This window comes from Nitrospiraceae bacterium, assembly GCA_035623075.1.
Classification (GTDB): Bacteria; Nitrospirota; Nitrospiria; order Nitrospirales; family Nitrospiraceae; genus DASPUC01.
This window is the reverse complement of record DASPUC010000058.1, coordinates 1-5402: the sequence shown is the minus strand read 5'-3', so window position 1 is coordinate 5402 and position 5402 is coordinate 1. Positions and strand designations below refer to the sequence as shown.

Here is a 5402-nt window from a genome sequence, read left to right as displayed (position 1 = left end):
ACGAAAACGATTCAGGTGGATGTTCGTTTTATTGCCGCAACGCACCGCAATCTGCAGGACATGATCCGCAACAACCGGTTCCGCGAGGACCTTTTCTACCGATTGAATGTTTTCCCGATTGAGATTCCTCCGCTTCGCGAGCGGCGCGAGGACATTCCGCTCCTCGCGCACTATTTCGTTCTACGGCACTCCCGTCAAATGCAGAAGTGCATTAGGTCTGTTCCAAAACAGGCGATGGAGGCGCTGGTGAACGCCGATTGGCCAGGCAACATCCGTGAGCTGGAAAACTTCATCCAGCGCTGCGTGATCTTCACCCAAGGGGACGAGTTGTATGTCCCGCCTGCAGGGCTGCGGCGCTCCGCCATCCCAGCCGCATCAACATTCGAACAAGCTGAGCGGCAGGTCATCCGCGACGCGTTGAGAGTTGCCTCCGGAAGAATAGCTGGTAAGAACGGGGCGGCCGAGCGTTTGGGACTCAAACGTACTACCCTGCAAAACAAGATGCGGAAACTCGGTATTACCCGGATAGTCGCGTAACGCAGCTCAGGCTCACGTTGGTAAAAGTAGAAATTGTGGAAAACGTGGGAGCCCTACAACGTCACCTCGGTCAAAATCCTTAGCGTGATTGCACGTGGAGGACTTGTGGTGATTGCTTAGGAAGGGCGCGAATGAATTGTTTAAAATTTTGAGCGTCAGAATTATAGCTTTAGAATGCCAGTGGGTTGCCGAAGACGCGCAAAGAACTCCACGGTAACAATTCGATAGAAAGCCAGTCGACATTTGGCTTCCGGTAGTTTGCCACTAATTCACAATACGGATGACGGTCGAATTGTGGGTTACGCCAAACTCTTGACTAAGCCCCGCAGTTACGTGTCGCGCTCGGCTAGAGGGAGGTCGGCAGACTAGATAGGTACCGACCGGCGATTCGCCTTGACCATACGCCGGCACTCCCCGAATTTGACGACTACGAACAACCGGTAACACTTTTGTTGGACCGGACTCCGGAATCACACCGAACACGGAGTCTTTGCAGCAAGTAGGACCCCATTTGCTATCGGAAATCCAGAGTTACCGATAAGGGATAGTGATCGGAGCCTGTTATCGAACGGTGGACTTTTGGTGTGCCGGAACGCAGAGGGCCTCGCGAGAAAATCCAGTCGATCATTCTACCGTCTGTGAAAAACGAGTTGGGTGTAGTCGGAATATGCTGATTTTCGAAGGCATCTTGAAAATCCGCGTTCCTGATCAGTCGTGCGACATCTCCCGCAGACACATCCATATTGAAATCACCCGCGAGTACAACCGCCTCGTTTGGCTTGTACCCATGCGCATCCCGAAGAGTTTCTTCCATCTGGGCCCTCCGAAGCCGATCATCACCTCTGCTCTCGAGATGTAGGTTGTAGGTAGTGATCGTCCTCCCCCCGATACAAGCATCAGCAACGAGAGCTAGCCGGCCTCCGACCCTTTCTTGGAATGGTTCAATTTCCGGCAGAAACCAGCGTGGCTTCCAGAAGTTGGATTGCTGCTGAAACCGGAGGATACGTGCATTTGACAACGGCCAATGGGACAGCGTCGCCTGACCATGGTACGCGGGAGAATGGCTTGTGCCCTGCGTCAATTCACGAAATTCGCGCCCAAAAACGTAATTGAGTTGGAGTTTTTGCGCTATTTCCCGCGCAATATGGATGTGGTGGGTACGCCGAGCATTCAGGTCCACCTCTTGCAACAGCAGGATGTCTGCTTCCATGCAACTCAAAAACTCGAGGATCCGCGGCAGTTGCAGCCCGCGATTAATGTTCCAGCACACGGCCTTGACGGAACTGGGCGGGCACAGATACCACCGTGGACTGGCAAAGCTGCCTGTATCGATCTCCAGTTCAGGAGTCAGCATCTCTCATGGTGAACTATACATGTAGAAAGATTCGTAAGCGACGAGCGACATTCTTAAGGACCATATAAGCTCCCTACTCATAACCGAAAAATCGTGCCTTTCTTTGGGTGGGTCTACAAGTGCCTTCGGCAGTTGCGGTGGGCCCTCTTGCCCGAATAAATCTCTGGCTTAGGGCTACCCACCAGTGGACAGAGTGACCAAACATGCTGGTCTTCTAACGCCGGCATGCTTTCAGTGTTAGCCCTAACGTCGGGCCGTTTCGGCTGCATCACGAAGTGCCCGAGCCCTACCACATTATTCGAAACTCGGCGTTGGCAGCTCTCCCACTTGCTCGAGGAGCATTCACTCTCGCGGCAATCAAATTCACAAACGGCCACGTCATCCGGCACATCTGAGACGATATAATCTTTCATCCAATGGCCGACACCGCTCAACGAATTCCGAAGTTGTGAAAGGTTCATCCGCATTCATCACCTCTATACTTCTACGCAGGCTTGACCGCTCAACGCATGATAGTGCCGTTACCTTTTGTACATTTCTCACCTCGACTGAGGCACTCTGATTGCCAAGAGTCTCCGCACATAACTTCTCTACCTTGTGTGGAATCTGTCGTGCCCTTCAAAGAGTTGCGCCCAGATACCGTCAGTGCCCTTCGGAAGTCACGTGACTGAGTTATTTGCTCCCAACTGAACTTTGCTACGGTTCTTGTTCTCGGGTGAACAGTGACAACGATCACAGACGATAATCGACGAGGACACTGCGGTGTGCGAGCAATATGCGGCAGAATCAAAGTTGTTTCCCTGCCTGAATACAATGTCTCACCTGCAGGGCGATTGACTCCCGCGAGCGATGTTTCGAATCTCAACTGCTCCTTCCCAGGGGAAGAGAGATGCTCACACTGTTAAACAGAATTTTTGAATTCGGCCAGTTGCCGCACGGCCTTAAGTCAGCGTACAGGCCAATGGCGGGCTCGTCGTGTTGATCTGGAAACCTTTGATGAAGAGTCCCGAACAACAGTTATGGCTACTGACCAACTAGTGATAAGGCTCCAAATATGACGGCATTGGCAAACAAATTCCGAAAATTACCGCTTAAGGATGTGGAGGAGCGTATCATTCGCTCCCCGCGAATTGGCCCTCAGCAGGAAGCCTCTCGGGGACTGAACGGGGTCGGACGATCACCTTATCGGCTTGGACGAAATGTCTTGCTCATCCGTTTTCGTCGGCATACTGGTAGGTTGGAGAGCAGAGGACTCTAACCAGTTCGCGATATTGTCGTTAACCAAACCTATAGCAAGAGTCTCCGCGCCACTCCAATTCATACTTTCCGGATGGGCTCGCACGTACCGGTTGAAAGAATCGACCGCATTGCCGACAAGCACCTTCTGTTCTCGGAAGACAAATTCATACCGTTTGCCTCCGATAATCTCTGCCTTTCCGGGTAAAGTGTCTAGTGCGCCGGTAATGTAGGCCATGCATCGTTCCGCCAACTGGAATTCCTCGCGTGTGAACTGCCTGGTATCGTCCGGAGCGGAGTGAACAATTGCGTCCGCTAACAGGCAGGCCTTGTACAATTGCGGAGTGTCCAAGAAGGCTCTTTTCGCATGGTGGTCAGGAACAGTGACCGCCAACACTGGCCCCAGGACAACATCATTTGCGTTGGAACTGGTGGGTTCCGACTTTGACCCTTGGTTATAGTCCCACTGTCTTATCTCTCGGTTGAAAACGGCGTTTTTGCCCGTTAGTCGATTTTCTCTTAACGTCTGAACGCGACCGTCCTGATGAGACTGGGAGGCATATGATGTCAGCCACACCCAAATCACGAGAGCGATCACGCTACAGACGATTGCGCCGACCAGGTGCTTTTGATTGACTGCGCTCATGTCTTTCGCACTTCGTTGGCAGTAGGCGCTAACGGTCGCTAGGCTAATAAAGAGTCTTATTCCTCCACGTCGCCCGAACTCAGGTCAACTCTGGCCTCAACTGTCAATTTTGTACCGCGTCGCGCATCCGTCTGTGACATGGGTCACGAACAAAAAGGAAATGCGGGTGGTGTGTCGGGAGGGAGGTTCCTACTGCCCAGCAAAATCAGCTTGTCGAGCGCCTGAGCGAATTCATTGGGCCTGAGAGCTGATGCTCCCACACATTGTTTGCCCCGGACAATTGTCGGCACCCACCAGCAGCTATCCTCGACGGGAAGACACCGAAATACACTCCCAGACGAATGAAGAACGGCTGCAGCCGTGGCCTGAAAGTCCTTTATATCCACACTGTAAAGAATCAAATCAAATGAACCATGCGGCGCAACCCCCGCGCCAGACGACCACGACCTCACGAACTCACAGTAGCAGTTGAACCCATGCAGGTGGGCCTCGACCGAGGAAAATTCGGCTTCACTCTCACCAACCAAAAGCACTCTCACTCTGTCGCCGTCCATGAATGACTCCGACAGGTTTGTTGGACGATCAGGCGGCCGTGGCGCCCAATCTCTGGAGCCCTAAATGCTGCCGTATCGCAGACGATAGGATCCTTTCCACTTCGCGAGGGTCCGGCGGACACGGGATATAATCAAAAGCCCCCGCAGCCAAGGCAGCCAGGTAAGGGTCCCATTCGGCGAATCGTGAAAGGACAATTACAGGAACGGGCTTGGCGGCCTCTATGATTTGTGGATAGGTTGCATCCTCGAGTGCGTCGCTACAAAAGGCAGCGGCGAAATTGTGCAAGCCCAGCAGGTCGCGAGCTTCTCGATAGTTGGAGCTCAACAAGGGATCAAGACCACATCTTCGGACGCTCGCGACAATTTTGTTTCGGTTCTCATCCTCAGGACACAGAATCAACACGCTGCGCAGCATTTTTCTCCTCCCGGTGGACAGCAATGGTGAGAAGGGCCCCGTCCAGAACCGATCCCGCCGTTAGCGCTTCAATCTCATTTAAATCCTCTGGGCGTTAGGTTCTCTGCAAGCAAGGGTGACCATTTCCCACATCAACAAACCCAACTTAAATCGGTAGCCCAACAATTGTGGATTCGTCTGTCAGCTACCTTACAGATTGTCCGGTTTGCAAACACAATTGCTCTTCCTGTGGGCATTGCCCCAATCAACGCACAATCACCACCACCTTCCTATCAATGACTTAGCGCCCGCCATGCTGGCACAGGGTTGCCAATCCTCAGAGCATGGACTCACTATGGGGTTCCGTGAAGAACCGTCGCATCGCCGGGCTCTGCATCGTTCATTCGCGAATTCGGCATTGAACCGAACCGGGGAGATCCGGCCGTAACCTCGGCCTGCCATTTAAGAAATTCTGGCGACCCGGGAAGGGAGGGTTTTTCGCGACAGGGCTTTGGGATCGAGCGCAATGATTTGTAAATCTCACGCAAGCGCCTTTCCTCAGCCGTGGTGATGCCTAACTGATCTGTTAACAAATTTCCACGCATTCCACCTGTTGCTGCAAACCGGTCGAACAAATCGGCGTAAGCGCGTGGCGAAAACCCAGCGGCAGCCGAAGCGAAG

3 protein-coding genes are annotated in these 5402 nt (G+C 53.0%); 1 reads left to right on the top strand and 2 read right to left on the bottom strand.

The features are described 5' to 3' along the window. Positions 1-537, top strand: a 537-nt coding sequence (locus VEI50_17065) for a sigma 54-interacting transcriptional regulator (protein ID HXX76843.1), incomplete at its 5' end; no start/stop codon positions are given. Between the two features lie 514 nt (positions 538-1051). On the opposite strand, the gene VEI50_17060 is transcribed toward VEI50_17065, so the two are convergent. Both VEI50_17060 and VEI50_17055 read right to left on the bottom strand, forming a co-directional pair. Further along, on the bottom strand, positions 1052-1891 hold the full coding sequence (locus VEI50_17060; protein ID HXX76842.1) for an endonuclease/exonuclease/phosphatase family protein: 840 nt from the start codon (positions 1889-1891) through the stop codon (positions 1052-1054). Between the two features lie 1177 nt (positions 1892-3068). Next, positions 3069-3773: a hypothetical protein gene (locus VEI50_17055; GenBank protein ID HXX76841.1), complete on the bottom strand. Its 705-nt coding sequence runs from the start codon at positions 3771-3773 to the stop codon at positions 3069-3071. Positions 3774-5402: the final 1629 nt, after the last annotated feature.